Source organism: Mycetocola sp. BIGb0189, from assembly GCF_024810155.1.
GTDB lineage: Bacteria > Actinomycetota > Actinomycetes > Actinomycetales > Microbacteriaceae > Mycetocola > Mycetocola lacteus.
Genome location: NZ_JANUED010000011.1, coordinates 21,990 through 44,351, shown reverse-complemented (window position 1 = coordinate 44,351; position 22,362 = coordinate 21,990). Strand labels below are relative to the sequence as shown.

Genomic DNA, 22,362 nt, shown 5'->3' with positions numbered 1-22,362 from the left:
ACTCGTCCCGGGGTGGTGTGGCGTGTGGAGCCTATCGGTTAGGCGTCACGCTTGAGCAGGGCGAATGCACCCAGAATCAGCGACACCAGGGTCCAACCGGCCATCAGCAGCGCGCTGGTCGCGAAGGTCCAGTCGTCTCCCATCATGCCGCTGGCCAGACGAGACCCGGCCGCATCCAGCAGGAACGGACGCAGGTTGTTGATCCACTCCACCGGCACCAGCGAGAGCACCACCGGCAGCACCAGGATCGTTCCCAGGGCACCGGCAATCGCTCCCGCACCACTGCGAATCAGGGTGCCCAGGCCAAGCGCAAACAGTGCCACGCTAGCCACGTAGAGTGCACCACCAAGAACATGCGGCAGGACGTCACCATCAAAGAGCGGAGCGCTCTGGCCGCGGCCCATCAGGATCAGTGCGACGGCCAGGTAGGAGGCGGCCGCGGCAACCAGTGCGACGACACCGGTGCTGATAAACAGCACCACGGCCTTAGCGATGAACGCGCCCAGACGCTTGGGGGCCGCGGTCAGCGTGGTGCGAATCATGCCGGTGGAGTACTCACCGGTGATGATCAGTGCACCGAGCACCGCGGCGATCAGCTGCCCGATCATGACGCTTCCGGAGGTAGCCGCCTGCACGACGCCAATCGGGGTCATCGCAAAATCGCCGGTGCCGGCGGTATCGACGGAGGAGGCCATGAGCAGGCCGAGGCCACCACTGAGCAGAATCATGATCGCGAACGACCACAGGGTCGAACGCAGGGTACGCAGCTTGATCCACTCGGAGTTCAGCAGTCCGCCGAAGCTCAGCCGGTAGCTCGCGCGGGGCGGAGCCTGAATGGTAGCGGTTGCGGTCATCGTTTCGTCTCCTCGAGGGTACCGCCGGTGCGGTATTCCACATCGTTTTCGGTGAGTTCCATATAGGCCTCTTCGAGCGAGGCACGGATGGGGGTCAGCTCGTGCAGCGGGATACCCAGCTCGGCGGCGGCATCGCCCACCCCGGCGGCGGTATATCCCGAAATCTGCAGCTGGTTGACCCCAACCGGGTCGATTCGCGCACTGGAACCGGGACCCGCGGCGTTCAACAGGGCCTGTGCCAGCTCGTTTGCGCGCGGGCTGGAGACCCGGACGGTTTCCCGGGAGGAACCGGAGATGAAGTCCTGCACCGGAGCATCGGCGATCAGGCGGCCCTTACCCAGCACGATGATGTGATCGGCGGTCTGCGCCATCTCGCTCATCAGGTGGCTGGAGAGCAGAACCGTGCGGCCCTGAGCGGCGAGCGAGCGGGTCAGCTGGCGCACCCAGCGCACACCCTCGGGGTCGAGGCCGTTTACCGGCTCGTCCAGGATCAGGGTCTGCGGGTCGCCCAGCAGGGCGGCGGCAATGCCGAGGCGCTGGCCCATGCCGAGGGAGAACCCACCCACCCGCTTGTGGGCGACGGCACCGAGACCGGTGAGTTCGATGACCTCGTGCACGCGGCGGACCGGAATTCCGTGGGTCGCGGCCAGGGCACGCAGGTGGTTAAAGGCGCTGCGGCCGGTGTGCACGGCCTTGGCATCCAGCAGCACACCCACCTCCTGCAGCGGAGCGGACAGATCGCGGTAGCGCTTGCCGTTGACGGTGACGGTGCCCGCGGTGGGCTTGTCGAGGCCCACGATCATGCGCATCGTGGTGGACTTACCGGCGCCGTTGGGACCGAGGAAGCCGGTCACCATTCCCGGCTTTACCGAAAAGGTCACCCCGTTGACGGCGGTCTTGGCCCCGTACTGTTTGGTGAGATTGCTTGCGTTGATCATGTTCTCACCCTATTTTCAGCACACCCGTGCTGGCATCCACCCCACGGGCCAAAACAGGCGTGTGGGGATCATCCGATCGGATGACCCCCACACGCGGGTTCCTCGGGGTAAGCCCCGAGCGCTAGGCCGAGGCTCGGGCCGCCTTCTTCTTCAGCTTCTTCTCCTCGATCGGTGCCTCACCGCTCGCCCGCTGGGTGCGGTAATACTGCCGGGCCTCTTCCTGACGCTCCTCCTCGGCACCGCTGGCGATCTTCGCGCGCAGGTGCTCGGGACCGTAACCGAATGCCTCAACCAGCCCCTGAGCCTGCGGACGCAGCCGCTCGACCAGGCGATCGATATAGGCGCTCACGGCCTGGGCCCGTGCCGGCGAGAGACGACCGTTGATCAGGTACCAGGCCGCATGCTTCTCGATCAGGCTCAGACCAAACAGGTCGCGCAGCCAGGTCAGCACGGTCTGGGTATCCCGATCCTCGATTTTCTCGATGGCCCGGGTGAAGGCCTCCCACTGGAGCAGCTCGGCGTGGGCGCGGGCGGCCTCGATCAGCTCATTCTGCTGCGAGTTGAATAGCGCCGCGGCTTCGGTTGCGCCGAGTTTACCGGCCGGGCGCAGACGGCCGGCGATCTCCCCGATCATGGTTTCCACGCGACCGGTCAGCAGGTCGCGCTGCTCGTCGGCGTCCCGCACATGCCCCACCGAACGCGCCACCTGACCGAGGTCGGCAACATTCTGGGTGAGCCGGCGCAACCCCGATCCGTGGAAGGCACGATCGGTGGCCTGCCCCACGGCAAAGCGGGCGAGGTCCCCGCCGCTGGCACCCTTGAATCGACGCGCGTAGTCGCCCAGCAGGCGCTTGCCCACGAGCTGCAGCAGCACGGTGTTATCGCCCTCGAAGGTCACATACACATCGAGGTCGGCGCGCAGCCCCACCAGGCGGTTCTCGGCCAGGAAGCCGGCGCCGCCACAGGCCTCGCGTGCCTCCTGAAGCACATCGAGCGCGTTCCAGGTGGACAGAGATTTGAGGGCGGCGGCCAGGGTCTCCAGATCCTGACGGTCCTCATCGGTGTCCTCGGCTCCGCTGAACACCGCATCAAACTTGGTGAGCAGCTCATCGTGAGCGAAGTTTTGGGCGAAGGTCTGGGCGAGCTTGGGGATCAGCCGACGCTGGTGGCGCTGATAGTCGAGCAGCACCTGCTCGTCATACTCGGAGGCCGCGTTGAACTGGCGGCGCTGGTTGGCGTAGGTGAGCGCGATCTGCAGGCCGATGGCGCTGGCCACGGTCGCCGCACCATCCAGCGAGACCCGCCCCTGCACCAGGGTCCCCAGCATCGTGAAGAAGCGACGCCCGGGGCTCTCGATCGGCGAGGTGTAGCTGCCATCGGCGGCCACATCGCCGTAGCGGTTGAGCAGGTTGGTGCGCGGGATACGCACGTCGGTGAAGTGCAGGCGACCGTTGTCGATACCGTTGAGTCCGCCCTTCAGTCCGTCATCCTCGCCGCCGATGCCGGGCAGGAAGTTGCCGTCCTTATCGCGCAGTTCGATGAAGAAGGCGTGCACGCCGTGGTTCACTCCGCCGGTGATCAGCTGGGCAAACAGCACCCCGGCGCGGCCGTGGATGGCCGCATTGCCGAGGTAGTCCTTCCAGGCACCGCGGAACGGGGTGTTGATCACAAACTCGTCGGTATCGGCGTCGAAGGTCGCGGTGGTCCCGATCGAGGCCACATCCGAGCCGTGTCCGGTCTCGGTCATCGCAAAGACCCCGGGGATCTCCAGGCTCATGATGCCCGGCAGCCAGCGCTTGTGATGCTCGGCGGTGCCCAGGTGCATCACCGCGGAACCGAACAGGCCCCACTGCACGCCGGCCTTGATCTGCAGCGAGGGATCCGCCGTAACCAGCTCCTCAAACCCCGCGATGTTCCCGCCGTGGTCCTCGCGTCCTCCCACCGTCTTGGGGAATGCAGCGTGCACCTGTCCGTCCGCAACCAGCAGTCCCAGCTGGCCGAGCACCCGCTCACGGTGCTCATCCATGCCGAGCAGTGGATCGCGCTGCATCTCGGGTTTGGCCGCGAGTTCGCGCGAGTGCAGCCGGGCCTCGGGCCAGCGGCCCAGGAGTGCCCGATGCAGGATCTCGTGGTTGAAGGTGGCGCCATTGCCGGAGGCGTTGGGTGAGGTGTTGGACATCGCTGGCCGTGCCTTTCCAAAATCGTGGATCGTCCTCCCACGCTAGGAGCACAACCCACACAACGGAAGCATCACGTGTGCGGAGCACAAATGCCAAGCCCGGCCACCGTCAAAACCTGTAGGACTTCCACTAACGCGGACGCCTTTCCTGGTGGAATAGGTACGGCTAGCGCCCGAGATAGGTGCGCACCACGTCGACCAGGTCCTCGCCATAGCGCTCAAGCTTCTTCTGACCGATCCCGGTGATGCCCGCGAGCCTGGACTCATCCAGCGGGCGGGCCTGAGCCACCTCACGCAGCGTGGCATCCCCGAAGATGATGTACGCGGGCACACCCTGCTCCTGCGCCTCGGAGGCACGCCAGGCGCGCAGCTCCTCGAACAACTCGAGCTCGCGCGGGGCCAGATCCGCCAGCGCGCTGCGCTTGGCCGAGGAGCTCCCGCGCGGAATCCGCGCCATCTCGGTGCGCAGCGGCACGGTTTGCGCCCCCTGCAACACCGCGGCGCTGGTCTGCGAGAGCGCGAGCGTGCCGTACTCGCCCTGGGTGATCAGCAGGCCGCGGGCCAGCAGCTGGCGGATCACCCCGCGCCACTGCGGCTCGGACAGGTCGTTGCCGATGCCCCAGGTCGCCAGGGTTTCATGGCTCCACTGCTGGGTGCGCGGGGTGGTCTTGCCCCGCAGAATGTCGATCAGTTGGCCGGCACCGAATGACTGGTTGCGCTCGCGCTGCAACCGCACGATCGTGCTCAGCAGCTTCTGGGCGGGGACCGTACCGTCCCACACCTGCGGCGGATTCAGGCACACATCACAGTTGCCACAGGCGGTGCCGCGCTCGCCGAAGTAGGCCAGCAGGTTGACCCGGCGGCACTCGACCGTCTCACACAGCGCGAGCATCGCGTCGAGGTGCTGGCCCAGGCGGCGACGGTGCGCCGCGTCTCCCGGGGACTCATCGATCATCCGGCGCTGCTGCACCACGTCCTGCAGACCGTAGGTGAGCCAGGCCACGCTGGGTTCGCCGTCGCGGCCCGCACGTCCGGTCTCCTGGTAATAGCCCTCGATGCTCTTGGGAAGGTCGATGTGGGCGACAAAACGGACATCGGGCTTATCGATCCCCATCCCGAACGCGATGGTCGCCACGATCACCATGCCGTCCTCGCGCAGGAAGCGTGCCTGCGTGTGTGCCCGCACCTCGGCGGGCAACCCCGCGTGATACGGCAGCGCGTTGATCCCGTTGGCCCGCAGGAACTCGGCGGTGGCCTCGACCGTCTTACGACTGAGCGCGTAGACGATGCCCACCTGGCCCTCGCCTTCGGAGCGGATGAACTCCAACAGCTGCTTGCGCGGCTCGGCCTTGTTCACGATCCGGTACTGGATGTTGGGACGGTCAAAGCTGGAGACGAAGTCGGCGGCATCCTCGAGGTGCAGGCGCTGACGGATCTCGCGGTGGGTGGCCTCGGTCGCGGTGGCCGTCAGCGCGATTCGGGGGACGTCCGGCCACAGCTCGGCCAGCTCACCCAGCGCCAGGTAGTCGGGGCGGAAGTCGTGACCCCACTGCGACACACAGTGCGCCTCATCGATCGCAAACAGCGAGACGTGGCCGTTGGCCAAGAAGCGCTTGGTCTGCGGGGAACTCAGCCGCTCGGGGGCGACGTACAGCAGATCGAGCTGGCCGGTGAGATACGCATTCTCGACCCGCTCGCGCTCCTCGAAGTCCTGGGTGGAATTAAGGAAGGCGGCGCGCACGCCCACCGAGAGCAGCGCATCCACCTGGTCCTGCATCAGCGCGATCAGCGGGGAGACCACGATCGCGGTACCCTCGCGCAGCAGTGCCGGCACCTGATAGCAGAGGCTCTTTCCGCCACCGGTGGGCATCAGCACCACCGCGTTGCCACCCGAGCGCACGGTCTCGACAATCGCCGCCTGGTCGCCCCGGAAGGACTCATACCCGAAGACCCGCTGCAGGATTTCCAGTGCGGTGGGGGCCTCGGGTGCTGTCTGCGTGCTCATCCTTCCCAGGCTACCCGCTGCGCGGCGCACCCTGACCCCCGGGTACGGCACGGCACCGAAAATCCGGACGACCCCGAAAGCTCCGGCGAACCACAAGAGCCCGGCCACGTGCACACGCTCGACACACGCAGACCCTCACAAAACCACAAGAGCCCGGCCACGCGGATGCGTGACCGGGCCCCTGATCGGAGAACCTACGGGTTCTGGCGCTTGGCCTTCTCGGCCTCCTCGCGGGCCACATCGCTGCGGCGACGCTGCACAAGCAGCAGCACCAGCAGGACCAGACCGCCGAAGAGGACCACGCCGATTGCCACCACGATCCAGCCGATGTCATCCATCGCCGCGGTGTGCGGGCGCACGTTCGGGCCCACCTCCTCGCCGGGGGCGGCGGAGGCGGCGTCCGAGCCGGTCTGCGGGGTGGCATCGGTCCCCTGCGTGGTGACCGTGCCCTCCCCCGGTTCGGCACTCGAGCACACCGGACGCTCGGTCTGACCGGTGCCCAGCTTCTGCCCGGCAGCGGGCTGCCAGTCGAAGGTGAAGTCCCCCGAGATCGGGTGACCATCGGTCGAGACAACCTGCCAGGTGACCGTGTAGGTTCCCGCCGGACCGAGTTCGGCCGGCATGGTCAGAGCGGGCCCGTTGACCACGCCACATCCGGAGGCATAGTGCTTACCATCCGGGCCCACCACGATCGCCGTGTTGACACCGATCGGGGTCAGATTATCGTTGGTGGTCACCACGATCTGTCCGGGCTGCTCGGTCACCGTGGACTTGGCGGCCGGGTACTCGGACACCACCGTGTTGTGTGCCTGCGCGGCGGGCGTGCTCAGCATCAGTCCGGCCAGCGCTAGGACGAGTCCCAGGATGACGATCAGTGCCGTGCGCACGGGAGCCTGCGGCAGCGCGATCAGACGGGCCCGGCTCACTTGCGGGCCGCCTTGGCGCGCAGGCCCAGGGTGCCGACGATGATGCCGACCACTCCGAGCGCCAGACCGGCGATACCCAGACCGCGCGCGAGCACGTCGGGCTCGGCCGCGGTGGTGTGGGTCTCGGCGGCGGTTTCGGTGGCCGCGGCGTCATGTCCGCCGTGGCCGCTGTCCTTGGCTGCGGCGGTCACCACGAGGCTCGGGGCCGGAGCCTTGAGGTCCTCCTCGTCCTGCCCCTTGGCGGGGATCTCGGACCAGTTGGTCGATCCGGTCTCGCAGGTCTGCAGTGTCGGGAAGGTGAGGGTCTTCCCGGCCTCAGCGGGCAGCTGCAGCTGGAGGACCAGGGCGTCGCGGTAGCCATCGGCCAGCGGCGTCTTGGCGGTGTAGGTCACCGAACCCACCCGCTGAGCGAGCGAGTTTCCGTGGGCATCCTTGATCGGGGTGGCCAGATCAACCATGTCCTTGGTCACGTCCCAGTTGGGGTTGACCGTGGGGGTGACCCCGTTGATTTCCTCGGGGATGGTGATCTTGATCGAGGTGGTCGGGCTTCCCTCGCAGCCGTGCGGCACCGAGAAGGTGAGCAGGCTGTAGGAACCGGCGGAGGTGTCCGAGGGCTTGACGCTCACGTGAGCGCTGGCGGCCAGCGGCACCGCAATCGCGAGAGCCGCTCCGGCCAGGACGGCACCGGAGATCGACAGGGTTTTTGTGTACTTCATGAAATTTGGGGGCTTTCTGGATCCGTGGGGATGCGCGAGGGACCTCGCGCACCGGCGTCTGGGCATCACGGCCAGCGCCCCCACATGGAGGGAGCTAGATGGATGCCCCGGCCAGAACCGGCGGCCCGCGGGTGCACCGGATCTCCAGATGGCGCTCGCGCAACGGCGTAATCGCCTCGGCGATGAGCACCCGGGCGCGGCTAAGCGGACGCTCGGTGAGGATCCCCAACAGAATGCGCACGCGGGCAAGCAGGCGCAGTTCCCGCAGCAGCGAGTAGAGCGCGGCTTCTCCGTGCAGGAGGAACAGCCAGGTGACCAGCGCCGCCACCGCGTGGGCAACCCACATGATCGGTCCCGCATGACCGGCATGGGTCAGCGGCTCAAGCGCGCTGATCACCACCGGCCCGCCGTGCACGTGAGCGGCACCCGCGGCCTGAGCCACGTGGGCCCCGCCCGCGGGCAGGAAGGCAAACAGCGCGTGGAAGAGCGACTGGGCGATCACCACCGAGAGGCCGATCCGCACCGGCGACAGCTTCTTCCCGGCAAGCGCGATACAGATGAAGACCGAGAGAATCAGCGCCCAGACGATCGCCGGGGCCGAGGGCCCGGACATTCCGGCCATTCCGTGGGAGAGGGCCGCGAAAAACGTGGCGACCACGGCGGCGGATACACCACGCAGCGCTAGCACGCGCCTGTTGGTTTCCACCACCGGAATCCTCCCTGAGTTCTCCCCCAGAATACTCGATACACAGGGCATTCGATGCTCGGGGAGGGGACCGGGGGTGACGCTCGATTGTGGACTTCCCACGGGGTCGACTAAATTGGAAGGTAATCCTCACTTTTTTCGGCGGGAGCACACCCACATGCATCGGACAAACACGCGTCTTCTGCTTACGTGCGCCGCCATCGGAGTGGGCAGCGGCATCCCGCTGGGCATCACCGGCTATCTGCATGTGGTGGTCCTGGCCACGATCCCGATTCTCTACGGCCTGCTGATCTCCGTCTACTTCCTGCCCGGCATTATCGCGCAGTGGTTGCTGCGCCGTCCGGGCGTCGCGGTGATCACCGGTTTTGTCGCCGGGCTCACCAGCTCGGCAATCGACCCCACCCAGTGGACCCGCCACATCGGCACCGGCCTGCTGATCGGCCTGATCCAGGAACTGCCGTTCCTCTTCACCCGATTCCGCTACTGGCCCGGCTGGCTCTACTATGTGGGCGCTCTCTTTGGCGGCGGGGCCCTGGCCGCGATCCTGGCGCTCGCCTTCAATATCTCCAAGTTTGATGTGGTCTCCCAGGTCATCTTTGTCGTCCTGTTTGTGCTGGGCCCGGTACTCTTCACCTGGCTGGCCCAGCTGCTCGCGGCCCGCATCTCCCGCACCGGGGTGATGCGCGGCCTGGAATATCCACGCGATCGCCGCGGAAGCAAAGCGACGGCCTAGTATCTCCGCACACCCACCCCTGACCCTGTCCGAGGTGAGCATCACCCACGAGGGCGGCGCTCGCCCCGGACCCGATGGTGTGAGCCTGGACCTGATTCCCGGCGAGGTGCTGCTGGTGCTTGGCCCCAGCGGCTCGGGGAAGTCCACGCTGGCCCTCACCCTCAACGGCCTGGTCCCGCACGCGATCCCGGCGACACTGACCGGGTCGGTCCGGGTCGCCGGAACCGAAACCGTCGGTGCCTCGGTCGCGACCCTCAGCGAAAGCGTCGCGATGGTCTTCCAGGATCCGGATTCCCAGATGATCACCGGTTCGGTGCTGGATGAGGTGTGCTTCGGACCGGAAAATCTGGGGCTACCGGTGGCCGAGGTCCTGGAGCGCGCCGAAACCGCGCTGCGCGAGGTTGATCTGTGGGAGCGCCGCACCGAAAATCCCGACCGGCTCTCCGGCGGCGGACGACAGCGTCTGGCGATCGCCTGTGCGCTGGCGATGCGCTCACCCGTGCTGGTGCTGGATGAGCCCACCGCAAACCTTGATCCCGCGGGTATCGAGGAGGTCTATCGGGTCCTGACCCGGGTGGTTGCCCGGAAGGATCGCTCGATTGTACTGATCGAGCACAACCTGGATCCGGCGATGGACCTGGTCAACCGGGTTCTGGTGCTGGATGCGCTGGGGCGCACCGCGTTCCTCGGGGACGCCCACTCGATTCTGCGTACCCACGCCACCGAGCTGCTCGAGCTGGGGGTCTGGCTGCCGGTGTCGCTGATGGCGGCACTGCGGCTGAGTGAGGCCGGCATTATCCTCGACCCGCTGCCGCTGACCCCGGACGAGTTGACCGCCGCGCTGGATCGACGCGAGCTCCCGGCCCTGGCAGATCCGCCGCCACCCGTCCCGGGCATCTGGGATACCCCGCAGCTGGAGGTAACCGGGCTGAGTCTCAGGCGCGGACGTCGCGAGGTGCTGCGCAATATCAACCTCACCCTGGACGCCGGTTCCTTCCTCGCGGTGATCGGGACCAACGGTGCCGGGAAAACCACGCTGGTGCAGGCCATCGCCGGGGTTATCCAACCACCACGCGGCACGGTGAGCCTGGGCGGTCTGGACCCGGCCCGCCTCGACGTGCGCACCCTGACCACCCGCATCGGGTTTGTGTTCCAGAACCCCGAGAACCAGTTTGTGACCTACACCGTGGCCGATGAGCTGGCCCACGGTCTGCGCCTGCGCGGGATCGATCAGGCTATTATCGATGCCCGGGTGGACGATCTACTCGAACGCTTCGCGCTGACCGAGGCCCGCGATCAGCACCCGTTCCTGCTCTCCGGCGGGCAGAAACGACGCCTCTCGGTGGGAACCGCCCTGGTGGCCGGGGCCTCGATGCTGGCCCTGGATGAACCGACCTTCGGCCAGGACCGCGCCCGCGCCGGCGAGCTGCTGGCGCTGCTGCATGAACTCAATGCCACCGGCACCACGATCATCGTGGTGAGCCACGATCTGCAGCTGGTGTCCGATTTCGCCACCCACGTGGCGGTCATGAAGGACGGTGAGCTCATGCGCATCGGCACCCGCGATGAGATTCTCGCCGATGAGGACCTGCTCCTCGAGGCGGGGCTGCGCATGCCGCCGCTGATCCGCGCGATGCGGGGACTGACCGCGCACCCCGGCTGGCGAACGGTCACCCGGCTCGCCGAACTCCCCGGCGGCGGAGGCATCCGATGAGCGCGAGACCTAGGAGCGCACCGGTGGCGTATCGCGCCGAGCTCCCCGGCGGCGGAGGGACCCGATGAGCGGCGGACGCGGCAGCGCGCTGGATGCGTATCGCGCCGATATTCAGGGACCCCTGGCCTCACCACGCGAGTATCTGTACGGGCTCAACCCGCTCGCCAAGATTTTTGGTCCGATTCCGGCGATGGTGCTGGTGCTGCTGTCGGGCACGATGTTCACTCCGCTGTGTTTTGTGATTCTCTGTGCCGTCCTGATGCTCACCGGTCTGCGCTGGCAGCGCTCCTCGCTGATCACGATGGTCATCGCGCTGCCGGCATTCATCGCGGTGTTCGGATTCAGCTTCACGCTGTGGGCCGACCAGCGTCGCGTCGCCCACACCCCGGTGGTGTTTGAACTGGGGTCCTTCCCGATCACCGCGGGGGCCCTGGAGATCGGGTTCACCACGGCCCTACGCCTGGCCGCCCTGTTTGGTTTGGCGCTGACCGGTGGCCTGAGCAGCACCGGGCCGGACCTGGTGCGCGCGAGCATTCAGCACCTGCGCCTGCCCTACCGGATCGGCTACACCGCCCTGGCCGCCACCCGCTTTGTGCCGCGTTTTGGCCATGAGCTGGAGACGATCAGGCAGGCCCATCGGGTGCGCGGAATGTCGCCCGGTCGCGGTCCGATCGCCAGCACCCGGCGCAGCTTCGGCTACGTGGTTCCGCTGCTCACCGGCGCGATCCGGCATGCCGGCCGGGTGTCGTTGGCGATGGATGCCCGCGCCTTCGGCGCTCACGATACGCGCACCGAACGCCATCAGATTCCCGTGCGCGCCCGCGACTGGGTGTTCATGGTGGGGTTCTGGATCGTGACCGCCGCGGTGTTCGTCACGGCTCTCTGGATCCGGTAACCCCGGCGGCTAGAACAGCCGGTACTCGATCTGTTCGCGGGGAATCTCGCTGTCTACATCCACCGGGTCGGGATGCTCGGCACGCACCGACCCCACCAGTTTCTCGACCGAGATGGCCGAGGGATCCGGGGCCGCGGTGCCGCCGGCAAAGGCGAAACGCTCGGCCGCCAGGAAGGCCAGCCGCACCGACTGCACCACGAGCACGCGGCGCAGCCCGTCGGACACCTCACCACGCTCATGCGCCACCGCCGCCAGCCGAGACACCGTCTCGGCGCGACGGGCGATGCGGATGTCCGGGTGCCCACGCTCGGCCCGCACCGCATCGGTCACCACCTGCCAGCGCAGCGAGGCCGGCAGGGTGACCCGCGGGGACACCGGCGGGATCTTCTCGTTCAGGATGGCCTTGAAACGCGACTTCTCGATCGCGTCGAGGTAGGCGGTGTACTCGTAGGCATCCAGGATGCGCCGGGACGCACGGTCCCGGCCGGAGACACCCTCGAGGTCCCAGAGCGGCCAGATCTCCACCTCGGCCACCTCGAAGACGTCGAGGATGCGCATCGCCACCGCGTCGGTGCGCTGCCCGGTCAGGTGACGGCGAATGCGGGTGCGCAGCTGCTCATTGGTTTGGCCCACATAGATGGGCTCGCCCTCGTAGTCATAAAACGCGTAGACGCCCCACTGTGCATCAGCCCAGGCACGACCCTGGTGGTCGCGTTCGGTCAGGAAGCGGGAGAGCTCGTCACGGAAGCGGCGCACCTCGGGGGCTGCCAGCTCACGCTTGGCGGGCTTGGCACCGTGAAGAAGCTCATCCTCACCATCAAAGCCCGGTAGCAGGGTCTCAAGGTCAGACACCGGCGGCTCGCACACTGGGGCGGGCGGTGCGCACCTTACGCACCACCGGCAGCAGGTAGTTCTCGGACAGCCAGCCCACCACCGGGGCAGCCACCGCGTCACCGAAGGCAAAGAAGGCCTGATTATCGCGGGCACCGCTCAGGTCGAAATCGCCGACCCCCATCAGCCGGGCGTACTCGCGCGGGGTCATCCAGCGCACCCGCAGCCGGCCGTTGCCCAACTGCACCACCGCCTGCTTGGAGGAACCCCCGCGGGCCGTGCGCAGGCAGCCGGAGATATCATCCGGACGGACCTCCCAGACCGCCTGCCCGTGCCGGGTTCGGCGATACGCGGTGCGGTGCTTCACACCCGCGGACCCACGCATCTCGGTGATTCGGCTCAGCTGCACCGGCGAGAGCGAGTCGATAAATTTCTGTGTGCGCGTCTCATCCCACCAGCGGGCGTCATCGGCCGGCATCGCCTCGGCCAGCTTGCCAAACCCCTCCACCAGAATGGCCGGAGCCTCGGGGAGTAGGGCCTGATGGGTGGTCAGGGTGGAGTCGCGGAAGAAGCCCTGCAGGTTTTCCGGACGCAGCTCTGGATTGGCACCGGGCACCGACTCGGGCGGGTTCTTGGCCCCCACCACAAACAGCCGCGGACGCGACTGCGGCACAAAGCGGCGCGCATCAATCATCAGGATGTCGATCGAATAGCCCAGCTGGTTGAAGGCACGAATGGCCGCGGTGAGGTCGTCCCCGCCGTTGGAGGTGGCCAGGCCGACCACGTTTTCCAGGACCACGGTGTCCGGAGCCTCGTCTGCGAGCTCCTCCAACAGCCGAATAAAGTGCCAAAACGCGCTCGACTGGGTACCGGCCAGACCGCGGCGGTTTCCGGCCAGCGAAAGATCGGTGCAGGGCGACGACGCCCAGGCCAACGCCGCACCTCGGGGGAGGTCCTCACCGGAGACGTTGCCCACGTCGCCGACCACGTAGGTGTGTGCACCGGTCTCGGCATCCTGCGGGAAGTTCTTGTTATACAGCGCCCACTTATCGGGCTCATAGTCATTGGACCAGGCCACCCGAAAACCGGCATGCTCGAGTCCCACTCGGGCCAGTCCGATGCCGGCAAAAAACTCCAGCACGGAGGGCGAGTGTGACGTGATGGGATGCACATTGGACACCCTCTCAGGGTATCCCGGCCCACCGTCATTTGCCTCGGGGCGCCCCGAGGATCGCGGCGATCGAGTAAACAATGGGTTTCTTTCGCCGCGTCCGGTTCCCCCACACGGGGGTGTTTGGGTAGGTTTGACCCACGGTTATTTCGGGGGGACAACAGCCGGTCATTCCCTTCCCCGGGGTGTGATGTTGGTCACCGCCACAGGCTGGTCCCGCACACGCACCCGTGTGTGCGGCCCCTCGTCCTTCGCACCAGGAGAACAATGTCGCTACTCCCGCGCCACCGGCGCACCCTCACCCTCGCCGCGCTCGCCGGCGTCCTGATGGCACCGCTTGCAGCGCTGCCCGCTCAGGCCGCCCCGGACACGGCCACCATCAACCTGATGAACATCAATGATTTCCACGGACGCATCAACGCGTCCCTGGCGTCGGGTGTTCCCACCGGCACCGTCAACTTTGCCGGCACCGTCGAATCGCTGCGCGCCGGGTTCGCCCCGGACCAGAGCATCCTGCTCTCCGCCGGTGACAACATCGGTGCCAGCGAGTTCGCGTCGGCCACCCAGAAGGATCAGCCCACCATCGATGTGCTGAACACGCTGGGCCTGTCGGCCTCGGCGCTGGGCAACCACGAGTTTGACCTGGGACTTGACGACCTCAAGAACCGCGTGATCAACGGTGGAAACAACGCCGCCTGGGACTACCTGGGCGCCAACGTCTACAAGAAGGGCACCACCGAGCCCGCCTTCGATGAGTACAAGATCATCGAGGCCGACGGTATGCGCGTCGCCGTGATCGGTGCCGTGACCGAGGAAACCCCGACCCTGGTCACCCCCGCGGGTATCAGCAGCCTGGAGTTCGGCGACCCGGTGGACGCCGTCAACCGCGTGGTCACCAAGCTCAAGGCCGACAACGCCGCCGACGTGTTTGTGGCCGAGTACCACGAGGGTGCCTCCGCCGGCACCCCGGATGGTGCCACCCTCGAGCAGGAGATCGCCGCCGGCGGCGTCTTCGCCAAGATTGTGACCCAGACCGATCCGGCCGTGGCCGCGATCTTCACCGGTCACACCCACAAGGAATACGCGTGGATGGCCCCGGTGCCCGGCACGGCCGGCAGCACCCGTCCGATCGTGCAGACCGGCAGCTACGGCGAGCGCATCGGCCAGGTTGTGCTGACCGTGAACCGCGAAACCGGTGCCGTCGAAAGCGCCGACGCCAAGAACGTCGCCCGGGTGAAGACCCCGACCGACGAGCTGATCGCCACCTATCCCCGCGTCGCGACCGTCAATCAGATCGTGACCGCGGCCGTGGCCAAGGCCAACGAGATCGGCAGCCAGGTGGTGGCCACCGCCGCAGCACCGATCACCCGGGCCTTCAACGGTCCGGTGGGCGATGACCGCTCGGCCGAGTCCTCGCTGGGCTCACTGGTCGCCAACTCCCTGCTGGCCTCGCTCTCGACCCCCGAGCGCGGTGCCGCCGAAATCGGCATCGTCAACCCCGGTGGCATGCGCACCGATATCGCCGCCGGCAACGTGACCTACGCGCAGGCCAACGGCGTGCTCCCCTTCGTCAACAACCTCTACACCACGACCCTCACCGGGGCGCAGGTAAAGAAGGTTCTGGAGGAGCAGTGGCAGCGCGATGCCGCGGGTAACGTTCCCTCGCGTCCCTACCTGCAGCTGAGCCTGAGCGACAACGTGCACTACACGTTTGATGCCAACCGCCCCGAGGGTGACCGGATCACCACCATCAGCGTGGCCGGTGCCCCGATCGACCCCGCCCGCGGCTACCGCGTGGGAACCTTCGGCTTCCTGATCACCGGTGGTGACAACTTCCGGGAGTTCAACAACGGCGTCGGTACCCGTGACTCGGGCCTGGTCGACCGCGATGCCTGGATCGACTACCTCCGCGCCCAGGGCACCCTGACCCCGAGCTTCGCCCGCACCGGCGTGCAGGCCCAGGGTCTGCCCACCGAGGCGGTAGAGGCCGGTAAGTCCTTCACCGTGAAGCTGGGCACCCTGGATCGCACCTCGACCGGGTCCCCTGTTTCCACCACCGTGGTGGCCTCGCTGGGCACCACCGCGCTGGGCACCTCGCCCGTCACCGGAACCGGTGGCGACGTGACCGTGGCCCTGCCCGCGGATACCGCCGAGGGCGTTCACACCGTGACCCTGACCTCGCTGGAGTCCAAGACCATGGTGCAGTTCCCGGTCACCGTGACCGCCGCCGCAGTTGTGGTCCCGAGCCCCGAGCCCACCGACCCGGGCACCACGCTTCCCTCGGTCACCCCGGTCGACCCGTCCGCGGTTCCGGTAGTCGCCGCTCCGGGATCGGGCCTGGCAAACACCGGTGCGCAGGTTTCGGCCGTGCTGCCGATCGCCGCGCTTGTGCTGCTGCTGGCCGGTGCCGGTGTGTTTGTGGCCTCGCGTCGTAAGCGCGCACTCGCCGCGGCCACCGCCGAGTCCACCGAATCCTCGGTGAACGACTAGTCGGTACCCCTCACGCCGCCCGTCACCGCTCGGTGGCGGGCGGCGTTTCGTATTCGCTCGGGGTGGGGGCGGGGAGCCAGTCGACCAGCTTGGGCGCGGGTTCGGGCTGCGCGCGTTCGGCCAATGCGGTGGCGGACTTCCGCGCGGCCCGGGGCGTGCGTGCGCTCGCCGTAGCCGAGGCCGCGTCTGCGTGCGCCGCCCCCGGGACGGGCATGCGCGGGGCAGGATCGACGCGGGCCTCCCCCGGGGCGAGCGAATGACGCTCCACCGAGAGCACCGCACCGATCGCCGCCCCCGCGGAGATCAGCGCCGATCCTCCCGTGGACATCAGCGGCAGCGGCACTCCCAACACCGGGAGCAGCCCGACCACCACCGAGATGTTGATGAAGGCCTGGGTGATCAGCCAGGTGAACACACCCCCGGCCACAACCCGACCGAAGGTCCCGCGGGCGCGCGCCAGGATCGCCAGCAGGGCGACCGCGAGCACACAGAACAGGAGCAGGACCAGCACGGTGCCCACCAGGCCGAGTTCCTCCCCCACCACCGCGAACAGGTAGTCGTTATCGGCGGCGGGGAGCCAGCCCCACTTCTCGATCGAGTTGCCCAGGCCGATCCCAAACACCCCGCCATCGGCCAGTGCCCACGTGCCGTGCAACGGCTGCCAGCACAGGCCCAAATACTCCGACTTATCGGTGCGGCAATCCACCTGGAAAAAGTGCACCAGTCGCATCACGCGGTTGGCCTTGATCGCGGTCATCAGCAGGGCCGCGACGATGCCGGACAGCGCCACGATTCCGATCGTGCGTAGGTTGACGTTGGCGAAGACCAGCACCCCGATCATCACGGTCGCCATGACCAGTACGGTGCCCAGGTCACCGCCGATCAGGTTGATGCCCATCGAGAGCGCCGCCACCGGCACCACGGGAATGACCGCGTGCTTCCATCCCTTGAGCAGCCGCTCTTTGGAACCGAGTACCGTGGCCGCCCAGATGATGAAGGCGAACTTCATCACCTCCGAGGGCTGCATCGAGATAAACCCCAGGTGGATCCAGTTGCGGTTACCGCCGGACTCGTAGCCGAGCGGTGTGTAGACGGCGAGCTGAAGCAGCAGCGCCCCGGCCAGACCGATCCAGGCGAACCGGTTCCAGAACCTCGGGGTTGCCCGGCTGGCCAGGAACATCGCGATCAGCGCGAGCGCCGCGACCCCGCCCTGACGCAGTGCCCCGGCAAAGGGATCCCCGGCATTTTCGGCGTCCCCCGGCTGGGAGGCCGACTGCACCATCACCACGCCAAACCCGATGAGGAACAGCACCACCGAGGTCAGCAGCAGTGCCCGGTTTGATACGCCGGCGATCCGGTTCCGCAGCGCCGTGTCGATGCTCAGCATCCGCGCCTGCAGGCGGGACGACGTCTTCACCGCGACGTCGCTTCGCTATACCCGAAGCTTTCGCCTCCGAATGCTCGTCTGTTGCGCTCGCGAACCCGCATGCGATGCCTCCCCTGTGGACCTGTATGTCACATTCCAGCGTAGGTTGGCCGCCCCGGCGACATGCCCGCCCTCAAGAGACTCCCAGTGAGGGATAACCCCTGTGAGGTACGCAAAACCGCCCGTCACCGTGAGGTGACGGGCGGTTGAGGATCGCGGACTACTCGGCGGTCTTGGCCTCGAGCTGGGCGGCTCGGCGGCGTCGACTACTCGGCGGTCTTGGCTTCGAGCTGGGCGCGGGTGGGGACCCGGCCGGCGATTTCATCGATGATGTCGTCGCCGGGGAAGGCGTCCACAAACTCGGCCGAGATCTCGGCGCGGGAGAGCAGTTCCTCCATGCGGCGGCGGCGCGAGCGCGGGATCAGGGTGACCACGGTGCCCTCACGACCGGCACGACCGGTACGGCCGGCACGGTGGGTGTAGGTCTTGTACTCGTCCGGGGCGTCGGCCTGGATCACCAGGTCGATGTCGTCCACGTGGATACCACGGGCGGCGACGTCGGTCGCCACCAGGACATCCACCCGGCCGCTGGTGAGCTGGTGCAGGTTGCGCGTGCGCTTGGCCTGGTTCAGGTCACCGTGCAGGGCGACGGCGAAGACACCGGCATCCTCCAGCTGCTCGGTCAGACGCTCGGCGTAGGCACGGGTCCGCGAGAAGATCACGGTCTTACCGTTGCGGCCGGCGAGCTGCTCCAGGATGCGGTCCTTGTCGCGGTGCTCAACCACCAGGACGCGGTGGTCGATGGTCGAGGATGCCTGGTCCTCACCGGCGACCTCGTGCACGGCCGGGTTCTCCAGGAACTCGTTGACCAGCGCGGCCACACCCTTGTCCAGGGTGGCCGAGAAGAGCAGCTTCTGGCTGTCATCGGCGGTGTTGCGGATGATGCGCTGCACGGGCTCCAGGAAGCCCAGGTCGCACATGTGGTCGGCCTCATCCAGCACCACCACGTTGACCTCGGACAGGTCCAGACGGCCCTGCTCGATCAGGTCCTCGATGCGGCCCGGGGTACCCACTACGATGTCGACGCCGCGCTGCAGCGCACCCACCTGACGGTGCTGGGGAACACCACCGTAAATCTGGGTGGTGAACAGTCCCACGGAGCGGGCGATCGGCTGCACGGTGCGGTCGATCTGGAGGGCCAGCTCACGGGTCGGGGCGAGGATCAGCGCGCGGGGCAGACGACCCGGACGACGGTTCTTTCCGCCACCGTTTTCCATCAGGCGCTCCACCAGGGGGGCACCGAAGGCGATGGTCTTACCGGATCCGGTGCGGCCACGGCCGAGGACGTCGCGGCCCTCGAGGACCACGGGGATGGTTGCGGCCTGGATCGGGAACGGTGCGGCGGCACCGAGCTCGGCCAGGGCGTTGACGATGTTGCCACCAAGACCCAGGTCACCGAAGGTCTTGCCCTCGACGTCCTCGGCCTGGATGGCCTCGGCCTCGAGACGCTCTAGTACGACGTCATCCTGCGGCTGGTAGCCGCCACGACGGGCACCACGGTCGCCGTGCGAGGGGCGCTCGGGACGGTCACCGCGGTCGAAGCGTGCGGGACGCTCGGAACGGTCACCGAACGCAGGACGGGCGGGACGCTCGTCACGGGTGAAACGGGGGCGCTCGTCGCGCTCGCCGCCTCGGGCGGGACGCTCGTCGCGGTTGAAACGCGGGGCACGATCGTCACGCTCGAAACGTGCCGGGCGGCCATCGCGGTCGCCACGACCGGCAGCCGGACGCTCGTCACGATCAAAGCGACGCGGGGCGCGCTCGTCACGGTCAAAACGTGCGGGACGCTCGTCACGGTTGAAACGCGGAGCGCGGTCATCACGCTCGAAACGTGCGGGACGGCCATCGCGGTCGCCACCGCGAGCGGGACGCTCATCGCGGTTGAAACGCGGGGCACGATCGTCACGGTCAAAACGGGCGGGGCGACCATCGCGGTCGCCACGACCGGCGGCCGGACGCTCGTCACGATCAAAGCGACGCGGGGCGCGCTCGTCACGGTCAAAACGTGCGGGACGCTCGTCACGGTTGAAACGGGGGCGCTCGTCACGGTCAAAGCGTGCCGGGCGGCCATCGCGGTCGCCACCGCGAGCGGGACGCTCGTCACGGTTGAAGCGCGGGGCACGATCGTCACGGTCAAAACGGGCGGGACGGCCATCGCGGTCGCCACGACCGGCAGCCGGACGCTCGTCACGGTTGAAACGCGGAGCGCGGTCATCGCGGTCAAAGCGGCGCGGGGCGCGCTCGTCACGGGCACCCGAGCGGGCGGCGCGATCGTCGGCATCCCAACGGTTCTTCTGGCGCGGGGCGTCCTCTACTTCGGGACGGAATCCGCGGTGTCCGGGGCTCCGGCTACCGGCCTTGGGGCCGCCCTTGGCGGGACGCTTGCCGTAGCTGGGATCGTAGTTCTTTGCGGGGCGCTTTCCGCCCACGTGGTTCTTTTTAGGCATAACAAAATTTCCGGGTATTTCAGGCATGAAACAGCGAAGGGCCGCGCGCAGCGGCGCTCTCTCCCCCGGACATCAGTGGGCCGGGGCCGTTCACAACGTGTGAATATGCACACGAGATCCGTGTGCAAAACCGGCCCACCAGACTGACAATTGCTTCGCGGTACCCACCGCGACGTCTAGAGCCGACTTCCTTACAATACGCTAGTTTTTCGGCTCTGTCACCCGTGGCTCGCCACCACGGCGGTTTCCACGGGGGATTCCCGGCCGGGGCTGGACCATTTAGATCACGAGCGTTAGCCTGTGTTCACGGTGTCGGGCCGCAAGGCTCCGACACATCGGAAAAACAGGAGGTACACCATGGGTTTCTTCGCTTTTCTACTTCTGGGGCTGATCGCGGGAGCAATCGCCAAGGCCATCCTGCCCGGTAAGCAAGGGGGCGGCTGGATCGCCACCCTCATCCTGGGTGTCATCGGCGCGATGGTGGGTGGATGGATCGGTTCGCTGCTCTTCAACGCCAAGATCGACGCATTCTGGGATCTGGGCAGCTGGGCACTCGCGATTGTTGGATCGATCGTTGTCCTCCTCATTTATGGCGCCATCACCGGCCGAAAAAAGGCCTAGTCCTCACGGCCCCGGGGTTTTCACCCCGGGGCTGTGATGTTTTGGAAACAATCATGCTTCACACTGGAAAGCATGGGACACAATGCCATTACGGTCTCCATCGAGCGCACGGTCGATCCCGCGCGACTCTCCGAGGCCACCGTCTGGATTCAGGCGGGAATTAATCTTGCAAACAAATATCCGGGTTTCCTCGGCTCCGGCTGGGTACGATCGGGCAGCAGCGAAACCAGCTGGCACATGCTCTATCGCTTCGCCGACGCCCAAACCCTCGACGCCTGGGAGAACTCCCCCGAGCGCCGCTGGTGGCTAGGCACCGGGAGCGAATTCGCTCAGGAGACCCGTACCGAGCGGCGCACCGGAATCGAGGGGTGGTTCGACACCCCGATCGATGCTACCGAGGCCATCCAGCCGGTCATCGTGCCACCGCGCTGGAAGCAGGCGACCAGTATCTGGCTCGGGTTCTTCCCGCTCAACCTGGCCTTCACCCTGATCGCCACGTACCTCATTCCCGGCTGGAATGAGTGGGATGTGTGGCTGCGCGTGCTGGTCAGCACCCTCGTACTCACCCCGATCATGGCCTACTGGGGCCTGCCCACGGTGACCCGCTGGCTGCGCCCCTGGCTTCAAAAGCCTCCGCGCCGCCGCTGATTCCGTTGCGGGACGCGCCCGCATGAGTGCACTCACGGTCTCAGGGTCATCTCATCCTGTGGGGTGACCCTGGATCATCCCGTCAGGGATGTTCTGATGTGGCATCAAAACGTATCGTGGAAGAGTCGAGTGCCCCCGCACTCGTCTCCCCGAACGAATGAGATGTCATGGAGTTTCTGACCGACGCGATCCTCACCATGGCGACGTCTCCGTGGATCTATCTGATCGTCCTGGCGATGGTCCTGATCGACGGATTCTTCCCGCCGGTGCCCGGTGAAGCCGTGCTCGTGGGTGCCACCGCGATTGCGATCAGTGCGGGTTCCCCCAACGTGTGGGTGCTCCTGGTGGCCGGCGCGATCGGCGCGGCCATCGGTGACAACATCGCCTTCCGGATCGGCCGCGCGGTCGGGGTGGAACGCTACGCCTGGATGCGCAAGCCCCGGGTGGTGGCGGCGCTGGACTTCGCCCGCCGCGGACTGGAAAAGCGCGGCACCCTGCTGGTGCTGGGGGGACGCTATATTCCCGTGGGGCGCATCGCGATCAACATGACCGCCGGGGCCACCGGGTTCCCGCCCCGACGCTTTGCCGTGCTCAGCGTGGTGGCCGGTTTTCTCTGGTCGATCCACGCGATCCTGATCGGTGCCCTCGCCGGACACCTGACCCAGGGCAACCCGCTGATCGGGGCGGTGCTGGGCATCGGATTCGCGATCCTGCTGGGCATCATCATCGACACCGTGGGCCGGATCCGCCGGGCGATCATCAAGCGTTCCGCCGCTCGGCGCGGCACCGCGGTGCCCGCACGCCCGATCACCGCGAGTGCCATCCGCGACCGTGAGATTGACGCGCTGACCTACCGCGACCAGGCGGCCGAGCCCACCGAGCCGCCCACCGCAGAGGCAACCCAGACCGAAACCACGGCACGCCCCGCGCGGCCGGGACGACGCGACACCGGAGACTTCACCCCGCTGCGCGGGACGGTATAGACCGCCCACGCACCGATAA

The 22,362-nt window shown here is 67.2% G+C and carries 18 protein-coding genes; 7 read left to right on the top strand and 11 right to left on the bottom strand.

All coding sequences use genetic code 11. The features are described from left to right. Positions 1 to 38: 38 nt before the first annotated feature. The 7 genes from M2390_RS15420 to M2390_RS15390 all read right to left on the bottom strand — a co-directional run bounded on the left by M2390_RS15420 (position 39) and on the right by M2390_RS15390 (position 8,324). Positions 39 to 854, bottom strand: a complete 816-nt coding sequence (locus M2390_RS15420; RefSeq protein WP_259180052.1) for an ABC transporter permease subunit — start codon at positions 852 to 854, stop codon at positions 39 to 41. Further along, complete coding sequence (locus M2390_RS15415; protein ID WP_259180050.1) at positions 851 to 1,792, bottom strand: ABC transporter ATP-binding protein; 942 nt, start codon at positions 1,790 to 1,792, stop codon at positions 851 to 853. The genes M2390_RS15420 and M2390_RS15415 overlap by 4 nt, the downstream gene beginning before the upstream one ends. A 121-nt stretch (positions 1,793 to 1,913) precedes the next feature. Further along, positions 1,914 to 3,971: an acyl-CoA dehydrogenase gene (locus tag M2390_RS15410; protein WP_259180049.1), complete on the bottom strand. Its 2,058-nt coding sequence runs from the start codon at positions 3,969 to 3,971 to the stop codon at positions 1,914 to 1,916. 166 nt (positions 3,972 to 4,137) lie between these two features. Next, positions 4,138 to 5,976: a DNA helicase RecQ gene (gene recQ / locus M2390_RS15405; protein WP_259180047.1), complete on the bottom strand. Its 1,839-nt coding sequence runs from the start codon at positions 5,974 to 5,976 to the stop codon at positions 4,138 to 4,140. Between the two features lie 194 nt (positions 5,977 to 6,170). Further along, a complete protein-coding gene (locus tag M2390_RS15400; RefSeq protein WP_259180044.1) occupies positions 6,171 to 6,902 on the bottom strand; it encodes a copper resistance CopC family protein in 732 nt (243 codons plus the stop codon). Continuing rightward, positions 6,899 to 7,618, bottom strand: a complete 720-nt coding sequence (locus M2390_RS15395; protein WP_259180043.1) for a YcnI family protein — start codon at positions 7,616 to 7,618, stop codon at positions 6,899 to 6,901. Before M2390_RS15395 ends, M2390_RS15400 begins: the two co-directional genes overlap by 4 nt. A 94-nt stretch (positions 7,619 to 7,712) precedes the next feature. Continuing rightward, positions 7,713 to 8,324: a hypothetical protein gene (locus tag M2390_RS15390; RefSeq protein ID WP_259180041.1), complete on the bottom strand. Its 612-nt coding sequence runs from the start codon at positions 8,322 to 8,324 to the stop codon at positions 7,713 to 7,715. A 157-nt stretch (positions 8,325 to 8,481) separates the two neighbouring features. Here M2390_RS15390 and M2390_RS15385 point away from each other — a divergent pair, with 157 nt between their 5' ends. From M2390_RS15385 to M2390_RS15375, 3 genes are all read left to right on the top strand, one after another. Further along, positions 8,482 to 9,057: an ECF transporter S component gene (locus tag M2390_RS15385; protein ID WP_259180039.1), complete on the top strand. Its 576-nt coding sequence runs from the start codon at positions 8,482 to 8,484 to the stop codon at positions 9,055 to 9,057. 34 nt (positions 9,058 to 9,091) lie between these two features. After that, positions 9,092 to 10,771 carry an ABC transporter ATP-binding protein gene (locus tag M2390_RS15380; RefSeq protein ID WP_259180037.1) on the top strand — a complete coding sequence of 560 codons (1,680 nt, stop codon included), beginning with the start codon at positions 9,092 to 9,094 and terminating at the stop codon, positions 10,769 to 10,771. A 64-nt stretch (positions 10,772 to 10,835) separates the two neighbouring features. After that, positions 10,836 to 11,666, top strand: a complete 831-nt coding sequence (locus M2390_RS15375) for an energy-coupling factor transporter transmembrane component T (RefSeq protein ID WP_259180035.1) — start codon at positions 10,836 to 10,838, stop codon at positions 11,664 to 11,666. A 9-nt stretch (positions 11,667 to 11,675) separates the two neighbouring features. Here M2390_RS15375 and M2390_RS15370 read toward each other — a convergent pair whose 3' ends face one another. Both M2390_RS15370 and M2390_RS15365 read right to left on the bottom strand, forming a co-directional pair. Beyond that, positions 11,676 to 12,518 (bottom strand): GIY-YIG nuclease family protein, encoded by an 843-nt coding sequence (locus tag M2390_RS15370; protein ID WP_259180032.1) that lies wholly within the window; start codon positions 12,516 to 12,518, stop codon positions 11,676 to 11,678. Continuing rightward, positions 12,511 to 13,638, bottom strand: coding sequence for a DNA cytosine methyltransferase (locus tag M2390_RS15365; protein ID WP_259180031.1), 1,128 nt, complete (start codon positions 13,636 to 13,638; stop codon positions 12,511 to 12,513). Before M2390_RS15365 ends, M2390_RS15370 begins: the two co-directional genes overlap by 8 nt. Before the next feature lie 297 nt (positions 13,639 to 13,935). On the opposite strand from M2390_RS15365, the gene M2390_RS15360 reads away from it, so the two are divergent. Further along, positions 13,936 to 16,158, top strand: coding sequence for a bifunctional UDP-sugar hydrolase/5'-nucleotidase (locus tag M2390_RS15360; protein ID WP_259180029.1), 2,223 nt, complete (start codon positions 13,936 to 13,938; stop codon positions 16,156 to 16,158). A 22-nt stretch (positions 16,159 to 16,180) separates the two neighbouring features. Here M2390_RS15360 and M2390_RS15355 read toward each other — a convergent pair whose 3' ends face one another. Then, positions 16,181 to 17,575: a putative peptidoglycan glycosyltransferase FtsW gene (locus M2390_RS15355; RefSeq protein ID WP_259180027.1), complete on the bottom strand. Its 1,395-nt coding sequence runs from the start codon at positions 17,573 to 17,575 to the stop codon at positions 16,181 to 16,183. A gap of 275 nt (positions 17,576 to 17,850) precedes the next feature. Beyond that, positions 17,851 to 20,091, bottom strand: a complete 2,241-nt coding sequence (locus M2390_RS15350; protein WP_259180025.1) for a DEAD/DEAH box helicase — start codon at positions 20,089 to 20,091, stop codon at positions 17,851 to 17,853. Between the two features lie 357 nt (positions 20,092 to 20,448). Between M2390_RS15350 and M2390_RS15345 the strand changes: the two genes are divergently transcribed. From M2390_RS15345 to M2390_RS15335, 3 genes are all read left to right on the top strand, one after another. Continuing rightward, on the top strand, positions 20,449 to 20,712 hold the full coding sequence (locus M2390_RS15345) for a GlsB/YeaQ/YmgE family stress response membrane protein (RefSeq protein ID WP_030147891.1): 264 nt from the start codon (positions 20,449 to 20,451) through the stop codon (positions 20,710 to 20,712). A 72-nt stretch (positions 20,713 to 20,784) separates the two neighbouring features. Further along, positions 20,785 to 21,360 carry an antibiotic biosynthesis monooxygenase gene (locus M2390_RS15340; protein WP_259180023.1) on the top strand — a complete coding sequence of 192 codons (576 nt, stop codon included), beginning with the start codon at positions 20,785 to 20,787 and terminating at the stop codon, positions 21,358 to 21,360. A gap of 167 nt (positions 21,361 to 21,527) precedes the next feature. Continuing rightward, the gene (locus M2390_RS15335) at positions 21,528 to 22,343 is read left to right on the top strand and encodes a DedA family protein (RefSeq protein ID WP_259180022.1); all 816 of its coding nucleotides are present in this window, start codon (positions 21,528 to 21,530) and stop codon (positions 22,341 to 22,343) included. The last annotated feature ends 19 nt before the right edge of the window (positions 22,344 to 22,362 follow it).